Consider the following 19,860-nt stretch of genomic DNA (forward strand, 5'->3'; position numbering starts at 1 on the left):
ATCTTACTGCTCGAAAAACTTCCCTTGAAAAATCGTGGCATCCGCCGAAGGCTTTAACTTTATTTAGTTGGGGTTTGAACCCCGACTGAATAAAGTTATACCACTGCTTTTACACGAGTTTTCGTCTTTGCGTTTTTTTGCCATAGGATTGTAATGAGTAAAGTAACCATTAGAAGTAGAAGCCCTAACATAAATGGATAGATAATCTGAACGTCATATAATAATCCAGCAAGTGTTGGCCCTAATATATTTCCAATACTCATATATGCGTTGTTCATCCCCATTGCAAATCCTTGCTCATTACCTGCAAGCTTCGAAATCAATGTATTTAATACAGGACGTAAAATAGACGTAGCAAGGAAGATGAGTAACGAAATTCCAAAAAACATTTCAAAACTATTCGCAAATAATGAAAGAAGGAAGCCTAAAGCAGCTACAGAAATAAAAATGTTTAAGATTTTTCCTTCTCCATATCGTGTTACCATACGATCCACGACGAATAATTGAACAATGACACTAACAAGTCCAGTTGAAGTGACCATCAAGGCGATTTCCTGTGGTGTTGCATTGTACTGGTTATCAACAAACAAACCAATGACCGATTCAAATGCCATTAAACCGAAGCTCATGACAAGTGTAATAACCAATGGAATGAAAAATGGCATTTTTACGGAGCGTACTAGCTTTTTTCCCATTGTCTCATCATCAACAGGCATGAAGCCTTCCACTTTTTGTTGGCTCTCCTTGAGGACTGCCATGGAGAAAATAACCGATACAAGAGAAACTAATGCAGAAATTAAGAAAGGAAATTTTATCCCGTAGTCAGCTAAAAATCCACCAATACCAGGTCCCACAACAATTCCAAGGGACATGGCCGCTGAAATATAACTGTTACCTTTTGCACGTTGTTCCATTGTTGTGATATCTGCAACATAGGCAAATATAGCCGGAATGAGCAGCGCTGCACCAATTCCACCAACAACGCGTGATGCATACAATAGCCAAATTGAATCCACGAAATAGAAAATAAACATGGAAAGGGTTAAACCAATTAGTCCGTAGATAATCATTTTTCTCCGTCCATATTGATCCGTCCACTTCCCTGCAATTGGAGAAAATATAAATTGTGCCCCTGCAAAAATCGCAATCATGAGGCCAGCTGCTTTTCCGCCTTCATTAATCGATTCAAGATATGCAGGTAAAATGGGGATAATAATCCCAAAACTTCCGATTGCGATGAACATATTTATCATTAAAATAATCATTTTTTTACGTTGGTCTTTAGTCATCGTACACCTCTTTTTCTGGGATCAAAACTTCAATCCTACTTTTCAATAACTATACTAAGTTATTATATCTTCAATTAGAAGTCAAAGAGAATATGTACCAAAAATTCGACAAAATTTGGAGGGGACATGTAGATTATGGTTATAATAAGAGAAAAAAAGAGGAAATTCTGATGACTAGTTTTGATAAATTTAATTTAAGTGATGAAATTGTAAAAGCTCTTTCTGGTTTGCGCTATAAAACCCCGACTGAAATTCAGGCGAAGGTCATTCCTGTTGCACTAAAGAAAAAGGACATTGTTGGAAAATCACAAACTGGAAGTGGTAAGACGGCGGCGTTTGCGATTCCGATTTGTGAATTAGTTGAATGGGAGGAAAATAAGCCGCAAGCATTGATTTTGACTCCGACAAGAGAGTTAGCTGCACAGGTAAAGGATGATGTTATCAATATTGGCCGGTTTAAGCGAATAAAAGCAACTGCCATATTTGGAAAGCAATCCTATGAACGACAAAAACTAGAGTTAAAGCAGAAAACGCATGTTGTTGTCGGGACGCCAGGGAGAGTGCTGGATCATATTACAAAGGGAACCCTTAATGTTGATAATCTGAAATTTTTAGTGATTGATGAAGCGGATGAAATGTTGAATATGGGTTTTATTGAGCAGGTGGAGGCTATTATCGAAGCGTTGCCAGCTGAGCGGGTTACAATGTTATTTTCTGCAACTTTACCAGAGGATATTGAATATCTTTCTGTTAAATATATGAAATCACCTACGTATGTTCAAGTAGAAAATGCTGCTAAAGCAAACATTCATCATTTTTTGATAAATACTGAGGAAGAAAACAAGCTTTCCCTTTTAAAGGCAGTTACGATTGTTGAAAATCCTGATAGCTGTATCATTTTCTGCAGGACACAGATGGGTGTGGACAAACTGTATCGAGAGTTGAAAAAGACCAAGTATTCCTGTGATAAACTCCATGGTAGTATGGTCCAAGAAGAACGATTTGAAGTTATGGATGATTTTAAAAAAGGGAAATTTCGCTACCTAGTTGCTACAGATATTGCGGCACGGGGGATAGATGTTGAAAATATCTCTCTTGTTATCAGTTTCGACATCCCACAAGACAAAGAGCGGTATGTTCACCGAATTGGTAGGACAGGTCGCGCTGGTAAATCAGGGAAGGCCATTACATTTGCAACATCGAGAGAAGACGATTTAGTTAAGGAAATTGAAGACTACATTGGGGAAGAAATTAGGGAAATCGAGTCTCCAAGTAAGGCCGAGGTCGCTCGTACAAAACCTGCCTTTGATGAAAAAATGAACACCAAGCCACGACTAAAGCAAGATAAGGCGGAGCAAGTCAATAAGGATATTTTGAGGCTTTATTTTAATGGCGGAAAGAAAAAGAAGCTCCGAGTGGTTGACTTTGTTGGTACGATTGCTAAAATTCCTGGAATCACGGCTGAGGATATTGGCATCATCACTATCCAGGAGAATGCAACCTATGTAGATATCCTGAACGGCAAAGGCCAGCGTGTCTTAACAGCGATGAAACACACAACCATAAAGGGAAAACAGCTAAAGGTACATGTAGCACGATAGGGACGGGGGAACAGTTTCTATGTCCTACCATATTTTTATAGGGACAGTGCAATGTCCCTCTGAAAAAAAGGAATTTTCCAGCATTTGTAGAAATAGATATTACTGAAATTTGGTTTTTACGAGAGGATAGATGGCGTGGGTATATTATCAAAGAAGCACGATTATGAGATTCCTTCTAGTGGGGTACAATCCGTTGAAACGATTACTCTCGGGTGCATAAAGCAAACTATATTAATTCAAGCAGTTGATGTGTCAAAGCCAGTTCTTCTATTTATTCATGGCGGCCCTTCTATGCCACTTCCGGGTGTGTCTTCTAAGGGTCGCGACTATACAATTGTGACAAATACGAAGGAACTGGTAAAAAACTTTGTTGTTGTGTTTTGGGACCAGAGGGGGACAGGAAAGTCGTATCATAATGACATTCCACAAAAATCTATGACAATTGAACAATTTATTTCGGATGCGAATGAACTAACAGATTATCTGAGGGATCGATTTAAGCAAGAAAAAATTTTCCTAGCTGCACATTCTTGGGGTACAACGATTGGTTTAAATCTAGCATCCAGGTATCCTGAAAAGTTTTACTCGTACGTTGGTTTTTCTCAGATTGTTAGTTGGACGGAAAATGATCGACTAGCTTTGAAATGGCTTAAGGAAGAAGCGAAAAGGCGTGGAAATAAGAAAGCCATTGATGAATTAGAAAATGTAGGTGAACCCCCTTATTTAGAAAGTTTTGCCCAATGGAGTCTAATTCGAAAGTGGCAGCGTATTTTTAATACATTGGTCTATCAAACTGAAAATGCACCAGGGCTTATCGGGCTTACAATGGATATGGTAAGATCCGATGAGTATTCTCTAAAGGATGTGTATCATACATATTATAAAGGATTTAAGCTTATTTATTCACAAAGTTTCATAGAGGAATTGGCAACGAATAATTTTATGGAATCAGTATCTAAGCTTCCTATACCAGTAACGTTTATCCATGGAAGACATGATTTTCATGTGAATGGAAGTTTAGTAGAGGAGTTTGTTGAACGACTTAATGCACCAAAAGGGAAACGAATTATTTGGTCAGAGAAATCAGCTCATGCTTTTCATCCAGATGATACAAAGTTAATAGAACAACATTTAATAGAAGAGTTGCGGCATTTGAAAATGGAGTAGGAAGTTGTATAAAATAATGGAGCATCCTGGGGGTGTTCTATTTTTTTAGGTATAGCCTCAGGGTATATTACCTTTCAATCTATATCCTTCCAGCAATCCCTTGAATTCAATCTTTCCGTTTAGGTTTATCCTTTCGGAACACAGACGTGCAAGCAGGAATACTCATAAAAGGAGCAAGATATTGTTATAATGGGAAATAACTAAGATGAGCGAGGAAAGGGAGGAAGTATTATGACGAAGCCGAGTGTGGAAGATATACTTCAACAGGGGATACATGGGGCGAAGGAAATTAAGCCGGAAGAGCGTAAAAAATTTCTTGGAACGATTAGAGAACGTGTTGAATTTGCACTTACGCAGTCGCAGGTTAGAGAGAATAAGGTATATCAGGAGATACAAGATACTTGTAAAAAGAAAAAAGAAGTACATATGTACTTGAATGGTCATGTGGATTATCCCTCATTATCCAAATATGTGAAACTTGCGGGGGCAAATAACATTGAGTACACCATTGTAACAAACAAAGACTACAATTCAGACATCGGACTAGTACTCGCATTCGGCCATGCGATAGACAAGGAAGAAATTTATGTTAATAAAGTAAGACCGGTTTTAACACAACAGAAAAACTCTGAAAAAAAAGGGCTCTTCTCTCTTTTTAAAAAAACCTTTAAAAAGTAGGGAAGAGTCCCTTTTTGTGGGTCACAGGGACAGGTTCTGCGGCACACCACTGCTACATTATTGGTTGTGGAATCTTTTACGAATCATGATCATCATAAATCCGAGTATTATTGCGCAAACTCCGTTAACCCACATAAGTTTTAAATTTGTTTCCCAGTGTATAATGGTCTGACCTATCAAAGTGATAAATAATATGACAAGTAATACAAAAAACCATTTAGACTGAATTGTTTTCATTGTATCCTCCATTTAACGAACCTAGATCCACCTTTTTTCTTTGGCGACGGTGACTGCTTCGGTGCGGTTTTTTACTCCAAGTTTATTAATGATCTCAGATATATAATTCCGGACGGTTCCAGCTGATAAAAATAATTGCGCAGAAATTTCTTTTGAGGTTTTTCCTTCTGAAGCCAATCGAAGCACGTCCTGTTCACGTTCCGTTAAAGGATTGTCTTCTCTCATGCTACCAAAAATCAGTTCAGGTGCAAATTCACGTTTTCCTTTCATGACACTGCGGATCGACTCTGCAAGCTCATCAACTGAGCCATCCTTTAACATATATCCATGTACGCCAATTTTAACTGCCTTTTCAAAATAACCAGGGCGAGCAAAGGTAGTTAAAATAATTATTTTACAGGTAGAAAATTGTTTTTTAGCTTCTTTGGCAACTTCAAGACCACTCATATAGGGCATTTCGATATCCATTAAACAAACATCGGGCTTTAGGGTGAGGATCAACTTCAATGCCTCTTTGCCATTCGATGCCTCACCCACAATTTCAATATCCTCCTCAAAATCCAGTAAAGAGCCAAGTGCGCCTCTAAGCATCCCTTGATCCTCGGCGATAATTACTCTTATCAAGAACCAACACCAGCCTTTTTCTCTTTAGCGATAATTGGAATTGTAATAATTAGTGTCGTTCCATTTTGCGAAATGACTTTTACAAAACCATCGATTAATCGTAACCTTTCACTGATTCCTTTTAGCCCGTTACCGTCTCCATCCTTTTCGTCCAGTCCTTTACCGTTGTCATAGATGGATAATTCAATTTCGCCTGGACTATTCAAGAGTCGAACTGCACAGTTTTTTGCTTCACTATGTTTTACAACATTTGTAATGCCTTCCTTAAGGCATAAACTAAGGATGTTCTGAGTAAGTAGTGGAACATCCTCAAGCTTTGAGTCTCCATCGAATGTAAACGAAATACCTGCAGCCTGTAAAATGGTCTCCGTTTCAATGAGTTCTTCCGCAATCGTAACTGCCCTCATGTCAGACACTAATTCTCTCACTTGTCTTAGTGCTGAGCGGGAGGTTCGTTCAATTTCTTTCGTTTCAAGCTTTGCTTTTTCAAGGTCTTTACTAATCAATTTATGGACTAGCTGACTTTTTAATGTAATCATCGACAATGTGTGCCCTAACGTATCATGAAGGTCCCTTGCAATCCTCATTCTCTCTTCTCGTTTTACTAGCTCCTCAATTTGTTCATTCGCCTCTGCAAGCTTTTTTTCAAGCTCCATACGACTATTCATTGAGCGAATACCAAAAGGGGAGATAAGCATAACAAATATAAAAACTGCATAAAAGTAAATCGTCTCTAAAATCAATGTATCCCACTTAACGATTAATGGAATGATAATTGCCAATCCAAACATGCACAATGCACGGTAAAATTTATACTTCGTCAGATACCAGCCAATAAAATTCGCAGGAAAAAAGCCTAAAAATAAATTATAGAGATTATAAAAAATTGCCAGAATCATAACGATACTAATTTGTACGATCAGCCAATATGTGTACGACTTATCATTAGTAGAGTTATAGAGCTGCCGGTACGTAACAAGGAACAATAGCAGCAGCCCAACCCCCACAATTCGTTTCCAGCCATATTCAATAGATACATAGTAAGAAGGCATTACTAAATAAATCAAAAAAATATAAGGAAAGAACCCGAATCTTGCAGGGAAAACCCTAAATTTCTTTAGTTTTTGAAGCATTCAGCTTACCACCGCGACTTCCTGTTTTCTTCTTGTATATCCTGATATTACCATGAACAGGATGAGATACCCAACCAAAAGTAAGAAATTAAACCAATTTGGATGACCACCGCGAATGATTTCCCATGCACCACTGCCAAAATGGTAGGATGGGAGCCAATTTCCAATGGATTGTATGAAGTTTGGCATGATCTCCATCGGCCACCACATACCGCCAGAGAGCGCGAGAACCATGTAAATTAAATTCGAAACACCTGAAGCCGTATCCACTCTTTTCATCGTTCCCACGAGTGTTCCTAAAGCAAGAAAAGGCAATGATCCAAAGATTAACCAGAACCCACACATTAGCCATTCAAGTGGGGTAAGGGAGATCCCGTTAATAAGTCCACCAGCTGTAAAAATAATGATGATTGAAAAAATATGAATCACGGTTTGACCAATCATTTTTGCTGCGAAATACGCTTGGTCAGACAATGGGGTGATTCTCATAAACATTGACCAGCCTTGTTTTCTTTCCTCAACAAGCCGGATGCCAAGTGTCATAATGGCAGAACCCATCACGCTAAACGCTGCCATTGACATTAAATAATGAGCCTTCCACAATTGTTGATCGTCCATTCCTGTATTAAAAATTCTCGTGAAAACGAAGTAAAAAACAATGGGCATAAACAATGACCAAAATACATAATAGGGATTCCTGAAAATCCTCAAAATCTCGACTTTACATTGCATGAAAAAACCGTTCATCTACATAGCCTCCCTTTTTTCTACCAATTGTTCAAATGCATCCTCAAGGCGTCCTCGATCAATTTCGATATTTTGTACGGGAAGCTTTCTAGAAAACAGGCCAGCTAATACGCCATCTGTGTTGTCAGTTAATACATAAATTCGTCCATCCTTTTCATATACATCGGTCACAGTAGGAATGGTTTTAATTTCTTCAAAGTTTATTGCGGAAACTAAAGTAAAAGAAACAGATTGCTTTAACAATCTAGCTTTTATATTTTTAGGAGTTCCATCACTTATAATTTTTCCTTCATGAAAAAGGATCACTCTTTCTGCAACATCATCAGCTTCCTGTAAATAATGGGTTGTAAAAATGATTGTTTTTCCACGATTTTTTAATTCGTTAATGGTATTCCAGAAAAGTTTTCTTGCGGTCACATCCATACCAACTGTCGGTTCATCAAAGAAAAGTACATCTGGATTGCCCGCCATTGCGAGCGCAAAGCCAAGGCGACGTTTTTGACCTCCAGAAAGTTTATTGGCGCGTTTTTGTAATTCATCCTTCGTAAATCCAGTGAATGCCACTAACTCCTCATAGGATAAAGGATGGGGATAATAGCTAATGAAAAGCTGAATAATTTCCCGGACCTTCAAGGCGTCAATTACACTAACCTCTTGCAGCAAGGCACCAATTTTTTCCCGGGTGGATTTTTCCTTCGGTGATTGTCCGAATAACTGAACACTTCCGTCTGTCGAATCCAATAGCCCTAGCATCATCATCATCGTTGTCGTCTTCCCAGCACCATTCGGTCCCAAAATGGCAACAACCTCACCTCTTTGAATCGAAAAAGAAATCTGGTCTACAGCCGTTTTATCTTTAAATACCTTACTAACCTGACTTAACTCAATAATCGGTTCCATAAAAACACCTCCACCCTCATTGTAAAACGGCAGTGATATCTTGATTAGTGGATAATGTCATCAACTTACATGACAAATGTCATTGGATCACAGTGTATATAAAATTGGCGGAAATATGTAAGGTTGAGTCTTTCAATTACCTTTGTTCTTTTGCTGGAATATTATGATCATAAGGGTGTGGTACAATGCGAAATGGCCATAATATTCCGAAAAGGACCATTGCCTCTCTTCAAAGAGACTTAAATATTGCTACAGCTGCATTGTTTCAGACCTTATTGATATTGACAATACGTGTTTTTAAAACTTTTAAGGGGATTGTAATATTGTCTTTAACTGATTTACCGACGATTAAGCCATCTGATAAACAAATCTTTCTAATGGCGCTAGCCGTTGCCGTTTTTATTTTTTTTTACAGAAAGAAAAGAAAGTGATGTAAAACAACTGTCTTGAATAAAACGTTAAGGCTTTATGACATAACCTAATTCCTTAATATAGGTGTGTACCTATACAACCTACAGGCTAATTGCATAGTGTATTAATGGGAATTAAGGTCAGTTCCCAAAGATATGCTAATCCACTTAATATGACTAATATAAATATAAGGAGCTATGAGGTTATGTATAATGAAGGAATAAACTCTCTGCCACATGTTAGGGACGAAAGGATATTTGGAAGACCATTTGGTTTTGGAAGACCATTTGGATTCGGGAGACCGTTTGGATTTGGTTTTGGAAGACCGTTTGGATTTGGTTTTGGAGCCCCATTTCTTGGAGGGCTTGGAGCCGGATTATTAGGTGGTGCCTTAATTTCTCCGTTTCTCTATGGTGGTTATGGATTTGGGTATCCATATGGAGGATTCGGGTATCCATATGGAGGATTCGGTTATCCGTTTTATTAATAATCCTTAAAAATTAATTGGAAATTCCCTTACTATATTAAAATACTTGTGATTATTGTTATCTAAAAAAGAGGACGACATGTCCTCTTTTTTTGTTGCAAACTTAATGAAATCGAAAAAAGGAAAGTTCTCAAGATACATCCATATATTATAAAGAAAATGAAATAAGGGGTGACAAAAATTAGAATTCTTGGGGAGAGCGTTATTCGCAAGGAAGCCTTTGACAAGGTCACAGGGAGAGCAAAGTATACCGCTGATGAACTTTCAATTAATGCCCTTCATGTAAAAATAAAAACAAGTCCATATGGCCATGCAAAAATAGTTTCGATTGATGATACATTAGCCAAAAATATCCCGGGTGTAAAAGCAATTATAGTTGGAACGAATGATTTTCCACTTACGGGTGAAGAAATAAGGGATCGTCCCCCGATCGCGGTAGATAAAGTTCGATATTTTGGAGAACCAGTAGCCCTTGTAGTCGCTAATCGTCCTGATATTGCTAAAAAAGCAGCAGATTTAATTGACATAAAGTATAAAATATTACCCGTTATAAATAATCCATCAGAAGCTCTCAAAGAAGATTCCCCACTATTACACCCAAACTTAAGTTCATATGAAATTATCGGAACCGCTTATCCTGTACCAAATTCAAACATATCTAATATAACCAAAATACGTAAAGGGAACATGGACCAAGGCTGGAAGCAATCTGACGTTATCGTCGAAGGAACATATAAGTTTTCGCCGTCCAGCCATGCCGCAATGGAAACCAGAAGTGCATCAGCTGAAATTAAACCAGATGGATATGTGTACATTACGACATCCTCACAAGCTCCATTTATGGTGAAAAAATTACTAAGTATCTTTTTTAAGCTAGAAATAGGAAAAATCATTGTAGAAACCCCTCTTGTTGGAGGGGCGTATGGAGGAAAGGCCCCTACTCAATGGGAAATTCTTGCTTATCTTGCATCAAGAGCAGTCGGGGGGAGGCGTGTACAACTTACATATTCGCGAGAAGAAGATTTAACAACGGCGCCATGTCATGTTGGTTTAGAAGCAAAAGTAAGAATTGGAAGTACAAAAGAAGGAATCATTAAAGCGGCAGAAATGTTATACCTTTTTGACGGTGGTGCCTATTCCGATAAAGCGATTGATGTGAGCCGTGCTGGAGGAGCTGATTGTACAGGTCCATACAATATTGAAAATATATGGTGCAATTCATTATGTATATACACAAATCACCCATATGGCAGTCCATTTAGAGGGTTTGGTCATTCAGAAGTATTATTCGCGTTTGAACGGACAATGGATAAACTATCAAAAAAAGTAGGAATGGACCCACTTGAGTTTCGGAAGAAAAATGCAATTCTACCTGGGCATAAAACGCCGACACAGGTTGTTTTAAATAAAAGCAATGTAGGAAATTTACCAGAATGTATTGATCGTTTAAAAGAACTGGTTAACTGGAATCAGGGACAAATAGAAGAGATTAATGAAAGAAAAATTCGGGTTAAAGCGATTGCTTGTAGCTGGAAAACATCTACAGTGGATACGGACGCAAGTTCAGGTGTTATCCTTACATTTAATCCAGATGGAAGTGTTAACTTAATGTCAGGCGTAGTAGAAATCGGTACAGGTACGAAGACCGTTTTAGCCCAAATTCTTGCAGAAAGATTGAAGATCAGCGTTGATAAAGTTCATGTAAGAATGAAGATTGACACACAAACGACCCCAGAACATTGGAAAACAGTGGCCAGCAGAGGCACTTTTATGGGAGGGAGAGCGGTATTAGAAGCAGCGGAAGATGTCATTCGACAAATAAAGAATACGGCTGCTTGCGTATTACGGGTATCAACAGAAGATCTTGAAGTAGCCTTTGGTAAAGTGTTCTTACGTGATGATCCAAAAGTTGGTTTGGACTTTAAAGATGTCGTCTATGGATATAAATATCCAAATGGAAATTCAATTGGTGGTCAAATCATTGGTCATGGAAATTATATTATGAGAAGAATGACATATTTAGATCCTAATACGGGTGCTGGTCAACCTGGTCCGGAATGGACAGTAGCAGTTCATTCTGTCGAAGTCGAATACGATAAAAGAGACTTTACATACAAACTAATAAAAGCCGTAACGGTTGTGGATATAGGAACTGTCTTAAATCGTAAAGCCGCACTAGGTCAAGTGATGGGAGCCATGAGTATGGGCTTAGCCTATGGGGGAAGAGAAACTTTCGTTTTTGATAGTTTAGGCAGGGTATTAAATCCACAGCTTCGAACCTATAGACCCATTCATTACGGAGAGAATCCGGATTATCTTGTAGATTTTGTTACCACACCACAGTTAGACGCCCCCTATGGGGCAAGAGGGGTTGGAGAACACGGATTATTAGGAATGCCTGCAGCACTAGCCAATAGTTTATCTCTTGCGGCCGATGTTGAGCTAAATGAACTGCCGGTGACTCCTGAATTAATTTGGAGATGTAAGGGGGAGGAGCTGTGATGCCTAATGATTTCGAATACCACAGACCCCATACTTTTCAAGAAGCGGTAAGTTTATTCCATGATCTAGACAAACAAGGAAAATCCCCTATGTATTATTCAGGTGGAACAGAAATTATTACACTAGGAAGATTAAATCTAGTGAGAACCGGTTCAGTCATCGATATTAAAAACATCCCTGAATGCAATGTTCAAGAGTTAAATGAGGAGTTCTTTATAGTAGGTTCTGCTCACACGCTAACGACGATTGAGGAGAAGAATCTATTTCCGTTACTGAGTAAAACTGTTTCTGAAATTGCTGATCGTACAGCTAGAAATAAGATTACAGTAGGTGGAAATATATGCGGACAAATTTTTTATCGTGAAGCGGTATTGCCCTTTTTATTAGCGGATAGCACCTTGCTAATTGCAAGTAACCAAGGAATCAAACAAGTTCCCATTTACGAAATTTTTAAAGAGCAGCTTTTATTAAACCGGGGCGAGTTTCTTCTGCAAATTAAAACAAATCGGAAATTTTTAAAAATGCCTTTTTTTACGATAAAAAGAAGACGGCAATGGGATACCGGTTATCCACTACTGACTGTAGCAGCTCTTAAATTTGAAAAGATCATTAGGGTTGCATTTAGTGGTCTTTCTCCTTATCCATTTCGTTCATATCAAATTGAGGATGCTTTAAACAAAACGGAAATTCCCTATAAAAAGAGAGTAGAACTTGCAATGAACAGCTTGAATGTCCCGGTTTTAGATGATACGGAAGGCACTTCACGCTACAGATTATTTGTATTAAAAAACATCCTTTATGATGTGCTACAAACATTGGGAGGAGAGGAACATGACGTCATCTGAATTCAAACAAATGTCAAAGTTAATGATAAATGGTGAGGAAACAGAGGTATCATTTCGAATGTCAGATATTCTTTTGGGTGTTTTACGCAATAAATTAGGTTTAACTGGTGCAAAACCGGGCTGCTTAAATGGTGATTGCGGGGCATGTACGGTTATCATAGATGGAATTGCGCAAAAATCCTGCCTTACTTTGGCTGTAGAATGTATTGGTAAAGAAATAGAAACGATAGAGGGTTTAGACGCACCAATTCAAGGGGCATTTGTGGATAACTTTGCCTTCCAATGTGGATATTGTACACCAGGTTTTATTATGAATTGCCACGCCTTACTAAAGTCTCGGAAGAACCCATCAGATGATGAAATAACGAAGTGGCTCGAATCAAACATCTGCCGCTGTACGGGATATATTGAAATCGAGAGAGCAGTAAAATCGGTATTAAACTTTAGGCATGGCGATTTGTAATGGAGAAAATAGGCGAAAGCATGAAGGAGCTTGTTGCAAGCTCCTTTTTATATTTGCATTAATAGGCGTTTTTATCGTGAATTAGGCGCTTTTCTATCCCTTTTTTAAACTAGACACATACACTATTTTGAAAATGATTGAGGAGGAAAAGGGATGGGTATGAATTTTTATAAAAATATGTTTTACAATTATCCGGTATATGGAGTGGGGTACCAATATCATCCGTATTATCACAACTACGGATATTTTCCTTTCTATAATATAAGTTTTGGGGGTTTCCCAATCGGTTTTGGAGGCCATGGATTAGGGGCATTAGGTACTCATGGATATGCTGGTTTTCATGGATTTACCGGTTTTCATGGATATGGGGGTGCTCATGGATTTGGTGGTGCACACGGATTCCCAGGTGGAGGTGCTCACCGGGGCGGTTTCTGAAACAATTAGTGTAGTAGCAGACAAAAAAATGAAAATGAATCAATTGCATCCCAATGGTTGGATAACTAACAATAACCTTAGGATGCAATTTAATTTTAAATGTCCATGTAGCGAAAAATATGTTTGATTTTCAAGAAATTTCATACACTAGGAAGAATCCATAAAGATTGTTTGGAGGAGGAGTACAAGGTATGAAGACGCGGCCGAAAGCGTGGGGCAGCATTAATCAAGCTGCAAAAGTTAATCGTAGAAGGCGGCTTTGAATATTACAGCAAGGAAATTATGGATTATATCCCAATGCTGTTTGAGCTTATAGCTCATGCACCAGATGGCGATAATTTCGAACGGTCATACCGTCGCTTAGCCTTTGCGGTAGACCGAATTTATAAGAACCTTTTTGATTCGAATCCATACCACAGGATTATAGACCCATTAATGATGATTGTCTTTGAAGCACCAGAAGCTAAAGAAATTACATTGCTAGAAAATCAGCGTGAGGAAGCCGATTTAGAAGAACTTTCATATCAAATGCTTTATCAATAATTGTTCATAACTTTGTGGATAATGTGGACAGTGTGGGTAAATCTGATGGTTTTCTGTGGATAACGGGGATATTGTGGAAAAAAATATTCAGTAAATTTTCAACACTATCCACAAAAGGATCCACAGGTTGTGGAAAACAAATGTTCTTATGTGGATAAGTGGACAAGAACCTAAAATTGAAAGGAGGTTAAATGATGGAATTACGTTTCTAGTGGACGGCATATCCTTAAATAGTATAGCAATCCTTGTTTTAGGTACATTTTACCGATTAAAATTCATGTCATCCTTCTCGTTCTGTTATTTGCATCGATTCCATTTACAAAGCTCGTTCATATGTTCAGTTTTTCGTTACGCTACCCAGCAAGAGCACCGCAGCAATACCACTCGCGTGATGGATACTCGAAAAACACGCGTCAAAACCAAGGGGAGGGACAACTCCTCATTTTTTTATGAAAACAAACGGAAAAATTCCGTTTAAATTTGGAAATACTCATATTCCGTTTTATCTAAACCAAATCTTAGGATTTTGTCCTATTTAGAGATATTAATCGGAATATCTCCGCCTATGAATTCTCATACCTACAAGAAAATCAACGATGAAAAATAGTAGGCCTCTGATTAAAAAAATTAACATAAAATCGGTAATCAAAATCGCAGAAAAATATTATTGTACAACAGCTAAGATACAAGGATAATTTAATGCTAAATCGGGTGTGATTTTGATTATAAAAATACCATAACGGGCTTAATATCAATAAAAAACACTTACTCAAACAATGCGAGTAAGTGTGCGATTTATTTATTTTGTTCACTTCAAGAGTACCCGTTAAGAATTAAAGGTCTCACTTTTCCTTTTTCGGTGTAATTTTTCGTGGCGTATAATTGATATCCTCCGAAGAATAGATGCTTACGATAAGTGTTCCTCCGTAAACTTTTGCCCGTATTAAAATCGGTTGATTGTATGTATTTTTAAAAAGAAAATCAGGCCCATACCAGCTAACTGTTGCATCGCGTCCCGCGGGAACATAGCCTACCCGTTTACTATGGGAATAGCGCTTAACAATTTCAACCCCGGCAAGGTCGACAGCATTGAATAGGGTGGAGGAAGTTTGGCAAATCCCACCTCCGATACCTTCAATCAGTTCACCCCTAATGATTTCCGGCGCTGGCTGATATCCTCTGGCCGCGGTTCTTTTTCCAACGACCTTATTAAAAGAGAAGGTCTCATTTTGAAAGAGTACATGACTATCGATGGCAGCTGCTGAAAGGGCAATATTTGTAGATCGTTCCTTATTAGAAGAATTAAAATGCGTAACATACTGCCCAATCATTTTTACACGAATTGTTGATAAAAGCTCACTATCAACCCGCGGATAAATTCGCTCCACGGGGACCTCAATGAAATCCTCTTTTCCAAAAAAACGAGAGTAAAATAATTTCGTAAATTTATCCTTATCTAATTTCACACCTACATGTTCCTTAACGATTTCACCCGTTTTGCCTATCTTCGCATCCTTTGATTCCTCATATACTTGCTCATCTAAATAGGTTAGAAAATCTGTATATTTATTGGTGTCCAATGTAGGAACACCGAGCAATGGAAGAGAATATTCAGCCCGATTCACGGTCGCAATCGTATTTCCTTTATAGGTTATGTACAGATTATCTTGAGGTTGAAATTGCTGCACAGAAAAGAAAAGCATCATAGTCCATAATATTTTCAGTGTCCCCACCACCTAATCTTTATCAAATACGCCAAGGCGTATTTGCGCCCAGATTTTTTCGAGCATGCTCGAAAACTTTCCTTTGAAAATCTGTGGCATCCGCCGGAGGCTATAACTTTATTCAGCGGAAGTAGGGGACTTCTGCTGAATAAAGTTAACTTCTTTTTTATAGTATGGATGGTTATTGTCAATTCCATTAAAAATGGGAGAACTTTTTTCATTTTAAAGATGTAACAAATTGTTCAAATTCGAAAAAACACCTGTGATATGCATCACATCAAGGTTTGAGGTGTTTATGTTAAAATAATTCCCTTTTACAAATATTTCCTTCCCTTTTCTGTAACAACTTTTTAAGGCACATGATGTTATCATCATTTACACAGTGATAAAGATTTAAAAAAACTATTTTGTAAAATAAACCTTAGCTGCAGTTTTCAACATATTACGAAAAAAACAAGTAGCTAAAAAATTTTTGACAACTTTGTGAAGTTGTACACAAATTCGTTGCAACATACATAGTTGTTTACTAAGAGCATCCATTCGGAAAGGAGTACGTTTATGAAAATAAAATGGTTTTTCTTATCGATGATTATTACTATTGCCACAGTGCTAACAGGATGTGAACCATTAATGGTCCTCGACCCAAAAGGTCCACAAGCTGCGAGGCAGGCCCATGATATCCTACTCTCAATTGGAATCATGGCAGTAGTTGTTATTGTCGTTTTCGTATTATTAGGATATATGCTTTTTAAATATCGGGCTTCGAAAATGCCAGAGGATTACGAGCCACCACATATTGAGGGAAATCCTTGGGTTGAAGCCATTTGTATTGGGATTCCAATCTTAATCGTTGGATATATGTCAGTTGTATCTGTTCAAAGTAACTACATTGTTGAGTCGGCACCACAGGGCTACGAAGATCAGGAACCATTGGTTATCTATGCATCATCCTCAGATTGGAAATGGCATTTTAGCTACCCGGAAGAGGATATTGAAACAGTAAATTACTTATATATTCCAACAGATCGACCACTTGAATTCAAACTTTATTCATACGGTCCAATCACAAGTTTTTGGATTCCTCAGCTTGGCGGGCAAAAATATGCCATGGCCGATATGATTACGACGTTGCATCTTGCTGCCGATGAGCAGGGCGAATTGATGGGGCGAAACGCAAACTTTAGTGGAAAGGGATTTGCGGAAAACACATTTAGTGTAAATGCCGTATCTCAAAAAGATTTTGAGGAATGGGTAGACGAGGTTAAAGAAACTGCGAAGCCTCTTACCGAGGAAAAGTTCGATGAGTTATTAGAACCAGGCCATCTTGGGCAAATGACATTTACTGGAACTCACCTAGAGTTTTCACCACCGCCAGCTCATGACCATGGATCAGGTGATTCTGAAGAAGGACACGAAGTTCACGAGGAAGATCATACGAAGCACGAAGCACATTCAGAACACAATAGTCATTGATTTTTAAATAAAGCTTGAACGCCGAGTTCACACTTCAATTGAAAGGAGTAACAAACGGATGGAATTCTTTGAACGTTTTGCCATACCACATCCAAGTCCAGCCATCTATGCAGCGATGGTCGCAATAGGACTTACCGTAATCGGAATCGTCGCCGGTTTAACCTATTTTAAAAAATGGGGTTATTTATGGCGTGAATGGTTAACGACCGTTGATCATAAACGAATTGGAATCATGTATTTAATCTCCGCCTTAATCATGCTATTTCGTGGTGGGGTGGATGCAGTTATGCTACGTGCACAGTTAGCTGCACCTGAAGCGAAGCTGTTGGACGCTCAGCACTATAATGAGATATTTACAACACATGGTGTTATTATGATCATGTTCATGGCGATGCCTTTCATCATGGGCTTCATGAACTATGTTGTGCCTCTACAAATTGGAGCACGTGACGTGGCATTCCCACGCCTAAATGCAATTAGCTTCTGGCTCTTCTTTATGGGAGCAATGCTATTTAATATCTCCTTCGTAATAGGGGGATCGCCTGATGCAGGGTGGACTTCATATTTCCCACTTGCAGGCAATGATTTCAGTCAATCAGTTGGTACGAACTACTACATGATTGCGTTACAGATTTCAGGTCTGGGTACAATGATGACAGGGATCAATATGATCACGACGATTTTAAAAATGAGAGCACCTGGCATGACCTTGATGAAAATGCCAATGTTCACATGGACTACTCTAGTTGCTAACTTAATCATTGTGACAGTATTCCCGATCTTAACTGTTTTATTAGCAATGGGAACAATGGATCGACTTTTCGGAACACACTTCTTTGCTAGTACAAATGGTGGTATGGATATGCTTTGGGCAAACCTATTCTGGGTATGGGGACATCCGGAGGTTTATATCTTAATTCTGCCTGCATTCGGTATTTACAGTGAGATCATTTCAACCTTCTCAGGAAGAAACTTATATGGTTACAAATCAATGGTTGGTTCAATCGTCATTATCTCAGTACTTTCATGTCTTGTATGGGCGCACCATTTCTTTACAATGGGGCAAGGGGCTGCTTCAAACAGTTTCTTCTCAATTACAACAATGATGATTGCAGTTCCTACAGGTGTGAAAATTTTTAACTGGTTGTTCACATTATGGAAAGGTAAAATCCGTATGACAGTCCCAATGCTTTATTCAATTGGTTTTATTCCGTTATTCACAATTGGTGGGGTAACCGGGGTAATGCTTGCGATGTCAGCAGCGGATTATCAATATCACAACACCATGTTCCTAGTGGCACACTTCCATAACACAATTATCCCTGGTGTAGTATTTGCGATGCTTGCTGCACTCACCTATTATTGGCCAAAAATGTTTGGCTTTATGTTAAATGAACGAATCGGAAAATGGACGTTCTGGGCACTTTCAATCGGGTTTGTTTTAGCATTCTTCCCGATGTATATCACTGGATTAGATGGTCAGGCTCGTCGTATGTACACATACTCTGAATCAACAGGCTTTGGTCCATTGAACATGCTTTCATTTATTGGGGCCGGAATTATGACAATTGGCTTCATCTTAATTGTTTACAATATTTACTACAGCATCAGATACGCATCTAGAGATATTGGAAGCGACCCATGGGATGCACGTACCTTAGAATGGGCAACACATACACCGGTTCCTGAGTACAACTTTGCGTTAACACCAAGTGTGAATTCAACCGAACCATTCTGGGATGATAAGAAGAATAAGCATAAGCTTTTCCCTGGTAAAATTGAAAAAATCCACATGCCTAACAAAAGTGGACTTCCGTTTATCATGTGTAGCATTTTCTTTGTCTGGGGCTTCTCATTCGTATTTGCAATGTGGCCGCTCTTGATTATTTCAACAATTGCAATTTTTGTATGTATGGCATACCGTTCATTTGAGAAGGATCCTGGACATTATATTCCAGTTGAGAAAATAAAAGAAACAGAAGAAAAACTTGGAGGTGCTAAACTATGAAACTAGGACACACGCAGCCTCTTGAATATAGTACGCACCAAAACGAGTTGAATATATTTGGTTTCTGGGTTTTCCTTGGTGCTGAAATCATGCTTTTCGCAACCTTGTTTACATCGTATTTTACCTTAGAGAACCGCATCGGAAGCGGTCCATCAGGTGCACAGATATTTGAAATTACACCTGTGTTAATTGAAACATTTTTACTTTTAACCAGTAGTTTTACAATAGGTCTTGCGGTTCATGCGATGCGCCTTGGCAGACAAAAGGCAATGATTGGTTTCTTCGTGGTGACACTGCTTCTAGGTTTATCCTTCCTAGGTGTTGAAATCTATGAATTTGTTCACTATGTCCATATCGGGGCAGGTCTGCAAACAAGTGCATTTACAGCGATGTTGCTAACAACCCTAGGAACACACGGAATTCACGTTACATTTGGATTGTTCTGGGGAACAATGATTGTCCTCCAAATAAGAAAAAGAGGCTTAACTGCAGAAACTGCTGGTAAATCGTTCATCTTTTCATTGTATTGGCACTTCCTAGATGTTGTCTGGATTTTCATCTTCAGCTTCATCTATTTGAAAGGAATGATGTAA

20 protein-coding genes are annotated in these 19,860 nt (G+C 38.5%); 14 read left to right on the forward strand and 6 right to left on the reverse strand.

Features of this window, described 5'->3' with window-relative positions; all coding sequences use genetic code 11:
* Window positions 1-95: 95 nt before the first annotated feature.
* The gene (locus tag V7147_RS12390; RefSeq protein ID WP_335368172.1) at window positions 96-1,289 is read right to left on the reverse strand and encodes an MFS transporter; all 1,194 of its coding nucleotides are present in this window, start codon (window positions 1,287-1,289) and stop codon (window positions 96-98) included.
* A 164-nt stretch (window positions 1,290-1,453) separates the two neighbouring features.
* Between V7147_RS12390 and V7147_RS12395 the strand changes: the two genes are divergently transcribed.
* From V7147_RS12395 to V7147_RS12405, 3 genes are all read left to right on the forward strand, one after another.
* On the forward strand, window positions 1,454-2,890 hold the full coding sequence (locus V7147_RS12395; RefSeq protein WP_335368211.1) for a DEAD/DEAH box helicase: 1,437 nt from the start codon (window positions 1,454-1,456) through the stop codon (window positions 2,888-2,890).
* Between the two features lie 135 nt (window positions 2,891-3,025).
* Window positions 3,026-4,057 (forward strand): alpha/beta hydrolase, encoded by a 1,032-nt coding sequence (locus V7147_RS12400; protein WP_335368173.1) that lies wholly within the window; start codon window positions 3,026-3,028, stop codon window positions 4,055-4,057.
* A gap of 231 nt (window positions 4,058-4,288) precedes the next feature.
* Entirely contained in the window at window positions 4,289-4,735 is a 447-nt protein-coding gene (locus tag V7147_RS12405) for a YueI family protein (protein WP_335368174.1), read from the forward strand.
* Window positions 4,736-4,993: 258 nt separating this feature from the next.
* Here the strand turns inward: V7147_RS12405 and V7147_RS12410 are convergent, their stop codons facing one another.
* From V7147_RS12410 to V7147_RS12425, 4 genes are read right to left on the reverse strand one after another with little or no spacing between them, the layout of a single operon-like run.
* Window positions 4,994-5,596, reverse strand: a complete 603-nt coding sequence (locus V7147_RS12410; RefSeq protein ID WP_335368175.1) for a response regulator transcription factor — start codon at window positions 5,594-5,596, stop codon at window positions 4,994-4,996.
* Window positions 5,593-6,729: a sensor histidine kinase gene (locus V7147_RS12415; protein ID WP_335368176.1), complete on the reverse strand. Its 1,137-nt coding sequence runs from the start codon at window positions 6,727-6,729 to the stop codon at window positions 5,593-5,595. Before V7147_RS12415 ends, V7147_RS12410 begins: the two co-directional genes overlap by 4 nt.
* Complete coding sequence (locus V7147_RS12420; protein WP_335368177.1) at window positions 6,730-7,476, reverse strand: ABC transporter permease; 747 nt, start codon at window positions 7,474-7,476, stop codon at window positions 6,730-6,732.
* Entirely contained in the window at window positions 7,477-8,376 is a 900-nt protein-coding gene (locus tag V7147_RS12425; RefSeq protein WP_335368178.1) for an ABC transporter ATP-binding protein, read from the reverse strand. It lies immediately after the preceding gene.
* A 185-nt stretch (window positions 8,377-8,561) separates the two neighbouring features.
* Between V7147_RS12425 and V7147_RS12430 the strand changes: the two genes are divergently transcribed.
* From V7147_RS12430 to V7147_RS12465, 8 genes are all read left to right on the forward strand, one after another.
* Window positions 8,562-8,807: a hypothetical protein gene (locus tag V7147_RS12430; RefSeq protein WP_335368179.1), complete on the forward strand. Its 246-nt coding sequence runs from the start codon at window positions 8,562-8,564 to the stop codon at window positions 8,805-8,807.
* Between the two features lie 200 nt (window positions 8,808-9,007).
* On the forward strand, window positions 9,008-9,274 hold the full coding sequence (locus V7147_RS12435; RefSeq protein WP_438824584.1) for a hypothetical protein: 267 nt from the start codon (window positions 9,008-9,010) through the stop codon (window positions 9,272-9,274).
* A 171-nt stretch (window positions 9,275-9,445) separates the two neighbouring features.
* Window positions 9,446-11,776, forward strand: coding sequence for a xanthine dehydrogenase family protein molybdopterin-binding subunit (locus V7147_RS12440; protein WP_335368181.1), 2,331 nt, complete (start codon window positions 9,446-9,448; stop codon window positions 11,774-11,776).
* Window positions 11,776-12,621: an FAD binding domain-containing protein gene (locus V7147_RS12445; protein WP_335368182.1), complete on the forward strand. Its 846-nt coding sequence runs from the start codon at window positions 11,776-11,778 to the stop codon at window positions 12,619-12,621. Before V7147_RS12440 ends, V7147_RS12445 begins: the two co-directional genes overlap by 1 nt.
* On the forward strand, window positions 12,608-13,084 hold the full coding sequence (locus tag V7147_RS12450; RefSeq protein WP_335368183.1) for a (2Fe-2S)-binding protein: 477 nt from the start codon (window positions 12,608-12,610) through the stop codon (window positions 13,082-13,084). Before V7147_RS12445 ends, V7147_RS12450 begins: the two co-directional genes overlap by 14 nt.
* Before the next feature lie 153 nt (window positions 13,085-13,237).
* A complete protein-coding gene (locus V7147_RS12455) occupies window positions 13,238-13,519 on the forward strand; it encodes a spore coat protein (RefSeq protein ID WP_335368184.1) in 282 nt (93 codons plus the stop codon).
* Window positions 13,520-13,801: 282 nt separating this feature from the next.
* On the forward strand, window positions 13,802-14,062 hold the full coding sequence (locus V7147_RS12460; protein WP_335368185.1) for a hypothetical protein: 261 nt from the start codon (window positions 13,802-13,804) through the stop codon (window positions 14,060-14,062).
* Window positions 14,063-14,335: 273 nt separating this feature from the next.
* Window positions 14,336-14,515 carry a respiratory nitrate reductase subunit gamma gene (locus V7147_RS12465; RefSeq protein WP_335368212.1) on the forward strand — a complete coding sequence of 60 codons (180 nt, stop codon included), beginning with the start codon at window positions 14,336-14,338 and terminating at the stop codon, window positions 14,513-14,515.
* A gap of 389 nt (window positions 14,516-14,904) precedes the next feature.
* Here V7147_RS12465 and V7147_RS12470 read toward each other — a convergent pair whose 3' ends face one another.
* Complete coding sequence (locus tag V7147_RS12470) at window positions 14,905-15,768, reverse strand: VanW family protein (protein ID WP_335368213.1); 864 nt, start codon at window positions 15,766-15,768, stop codon at window positions 14,905-14,907.
* A 576-nt stretch (window positions 15,769-16,344) separates the two neighbouring features.
* On the opposite strand from V7147_RS12470, the gene qoxA reads away from it, so the two are divergent.
* The 3 genes from qoxA to qoxC are packed head-to-tail and all read left to right on the forward strand — an operon-like array spanning window position 16,345 to window position 19,860.
* Entirely contained in the window at window positions 16,345-17,259 is a 915-nt protein-coding gene (qoxA, locus tag V7147_RS12475; RefSeq protein WP_335368186.1) for a cytochrome aa3 quinol oxidase subunit II, read from the forward strand.
* Window positions 17,260-17,317: 58 nt separating this feature from the next.
* Window positions 17,318-19,267 (forward strand): cytochrome aa3 quinol oxidase subunit I, encoded by a 1,950-nt coding sequence (qoxB, locus tag V7147_RS12480; protein ID WP_335368187.1) that lies wholly within the window; start codon window positions 17,318-17,320, stop codon window positions 19,265-19,267.
* Window positions 19,264-19,860, forward strand: a complete 597-nt coding sequence (qoxC, locus tag V7147_RS12485) for a cytochrome aa3 quinol oxidase subunit III (RefSeq protein WP_335368188.1) — start codon at window positions 19,264-19,266, stop codon at window positions 19,858-19,860. The genes qoxB and qoxC overlap by 4 nt, the downstream gene beginning before the upstream one ends.

The sequence above is a fragment of the Bacillus sp. JJ1521 genome (assembly GCF_036965165.1).
Lineage (GTDB): Bacteria > Bacillota > Bacilli > Bacillales > Bacillaceae_L > Ferdinandcohnia.

Coding starts and splice junctions, on each gene's coding strand:
- V7147_RS12390 (WP_335368172.1), bottom strand. CDS start 1,289: ATGACTAAAGACCAACGTAAAAAAATGATTATTTTAATGATAAATATG.
- V7147_RS12405 (WP_335368174.1), top strand. CDS start 4,289: ATGACGAAGCCGAGTGTGGAAGATATACTTCAACAGGGGATACATGGG.
- V7147_RS12415 (WP_335368176.1), bottom strand. CDS start 6,729: ATGCTTCAAAAACTAAAGAAATTTAGGGTTTTCCCTGCAAGATTCGGG.
- V7147_RS12420 (WP_335368177.1), bottom strand. CDS start 7,476: ATGAACGGTTTTTTCATGCAATGTAAAGTCGAGATTTTGAGGATTTTC.
- V7147_RS12425 (WP_335368178.1), bottom strand. CDS start 8,376: ATGGAACCGATTATTGAGTTAAGTCAGGTTAGTAAGGTATTTAAAGAT.
- V7147_RS12430 (WP_335368179.1), top strand. CDS start 8,562: ATGCGAAATGGCCATAATATTCCGAAAAGGACCATTGCCTCTCTTCAA.
- V7147_RS12445 (WP_335368182.1), top strand. CDS start 11,776: ATGCCTAATGATTTCGAATACCACAGACCCCATACTTTTCAAGAAGCG.
- V7147_RS12450 (WP_335368183.1), top strand. CDS start 12,608: ATGACGTCATCTGAATTCAAACAAATGTCAAAGTTAATGATAAATGGT.
- V7147_RS12455 (WP_335368184.1), top strand. CDS start 13,238: ATGGGTATGAATTTTTATAAAAATATGTTTTACAATTATCCGGTATAT.
- V7147_RS12460 (WP_335368185.1), top strand. CDS start 13,802: ATGGATTATATCCCAATGCTGTTTGAGCTTATAGCTCATGCACCAGAT.
- V7147_RS12470 (WP_335368213.1), bottom strand. CDS start 15,768: ATGATGCTTTTCTTTTCTGTGCAGCAATTTCAACCTCAAGATAATCTG.
- qoxA (WP_335368186.1), top strand. CDS start 16,345: ATGAAAATAAAATGGTTTTTCTTATCGATGATTATTACTATTGCCACA.
- qoxB (WP_335368187.1), top strand. CDS start 17,318: ATGGAATTCTTTGAACGTTTTGCCATACCACATCCAAGTCCAGCCATC.
- qoxC (WP_335368188.1), top strand. CDS start 19,264: ATGAAACTAGGACACACGCAGCCTCTTGAATATAGTACGCACCAAAAC.